Source organism: Sporomusa sp. (assembly GCF_057736855.1).
On the sequence record NZ_JBYKYF010000434.1, the window covers coordinates 1 to 1969 of the forward strand.

The 1969-nt window shown below is 45.8% G+C and carries 3 protein-coding genes; all 3 read right to left on the reverse strand.

From position 1 onward, the window contains the following. Positions 1–237: 237 nt before the first annotated feature. Complete coding sequence (locus AC29Z1_RS17290) at positions 238–996, reverse strand: amino acid ABC transporter ATP-binding protein (RefSeq protein ID WP_488272688.1); 759 nt, start codon at positions 994–996, stop codon at positions 238–240. 12 nt (positions 997–1008) lie between these two features. Beyond that, a complete protein-coding gene (locus AC29Z1_RS17295) occupies positions 1009–1662 on the reverse strand; it encodes an amino acid ABC transporter permease (RefSeq protein WP_488272689.1) in 654 nt (217 codons plus the stop codon). An 11-nt stretch (positions 1663–1673) separates the two neighbouring features. Next, a partial coding sequence (locus tag AC29Z1_RS17300) for a transporter substrate-binding domain-containing protein (protein ID WP_488272690.1) occupies positions 1674–1969 on the reverse strand: 296 nt, incomplete at its 5' end.

Below are 1969 nucleotides of genomic sequence, written 5' to 3' on the forward strand. Positions count from 1 at the left end.
TTGGTGTTGGCAACTTTAATTTTAAGGGAAATTTCACTTTATGCTCATTTTTTTTTGCAAAAAAATGTTGAGGCAGTTCCAGTTGTAGAACTGGTTACCCCAACATTTATTATAGAGCCAATATTTAACATATGCCACAAATCACCATTCAAGAATGACTACAATAACTAAGCCGCTCATATTTCCCGCTGTCAGCAGCAGGATGATGAGCGGCTTACTATTGTATTGACTGCGCGTTTATACTACTCTCTGTAAAAATGCCTGGGTACGAGGCTGGGACGGCGAACCGAACACCTGCTCAGGCTTACCTTGTTCCACAATTTCGCCATTATCCATGAAGATGACACGGTTGGCAACCTCGCGCGCAAAGGCCATTTCATGGGTCACAACAATCATGGTCATGTTCTCCTCTGCCAGCTTGCGCATGGCTTTGAGAACCTCGCCGGTAAGTTCAGGGTCAAGAGCGGATGTCGGCTCATCAAACAGCATGATATCCGGATTCATTGCCAAGGCTCTGGCAATCGCTACCCGTTGCTTTTGTCCGCCTGACAACCGCGAAGGATAAACATCCCGTTTTTCCAACAAACCGACTTTCCTTAGAAGTTCTTCGGCCTGCGGGACAATCTCTTCCCGTTTAACCCCCTTGACGGTCATTGGAGCTTCAATTAAATTTTCTAGCACAGTCAGATGGGGAAAAAGATTAAACTGCTGAAAAACCATCCCCATCCGGCGGCAAATGTGTCTGCACTCTGTCTCAGGCGCATAGCGAACCTGACCGTCCGGGCCGGTAGTAACCAAAACATCGCCCTCGATTTCGATAGTTCCCCGATCAATGGTTTCTAAACGATTGAGACATCGCAAAAAAGTACTTTTTCCCGAACCAGATGGGCCGATGATCGCAATTACCTCGCCTTTATTCACTTCAAGCGAAATCCCTTTAAGCACTTCCAGATTATTAAATTTTTTGTGAATATCAATCGCCTTAATCATGTTCATAAGCACATACCTCTACTCGTCATATACAGCATACCGCTGCTCCAGTTTTTGAAACATCCAGGTGAGCACCAAGGTCATTAGCAGATAAAACACACCTGCCACCACAAATGCAGTGGTATCAAAATCACGTTGTACGATAGCGCGGGTTGTCCGCAGCAAATCGTTCATGGCCAAAACATAGATGAGCGAGGTATCTTTGACCAACGTAATGGTTTCATTGCTTACAGGCGGCAATACCCGTTTGATAACCTGCGGCAAAATAATCCGCTGCATGGTCTGTACATAACTCATGCCCAGCACTTTAGCGCCCTCATATTGCCCCCGGTCAATCGACTGAATACCAGCACGGAATATCTCGGCAAAATAGGCAGCATAATTGAGCACAAAAGCCAGCAAGGCTGCCGAAAAATCCGGCAGCCTTATGCCGATAAACGGCAGCAAAGGCAGGCCAAAATAAATGAATAACAATTGTAGCATCAGCGGGGTACCCCGAAGCAGCCAGATATATACCCCGATAGCACCGCTTAGCACCTTGAACCGGGAAATACGCCCCAGGGCCAACAAGAGGCCAAGCGGCAACGATAATATGATCGTTGAGAAGAACATTTGCAACGTAACCACCGTACCGTCTAGCATCGGTGGCAATATGCTCAATATATAGTCCATGTATTACTTCCTTACTTTATAATGTCTTCACCAAACCACTGCTTGGAAATCTTAGCTGCCGTACCGTCTTTCTTCATTTCATCCAAGGCTTTTTGCAGTTTGGCTAGCAATTCTTTATCATCTTTACGCAGGCCCACACCATATTCCTCAGAACCAAAGTGGTCGGTAAGAACAGTGTATTCGCCTGGTTTTTTGGCAATATAATAACGACCGACGACTTCATCCACAACCACGGCATCCAGACGTCCGGTTTTCAAATCCATAAGCGCAGCCACATTATCGCCGTATTTTTTTAACTCTTTAAAAG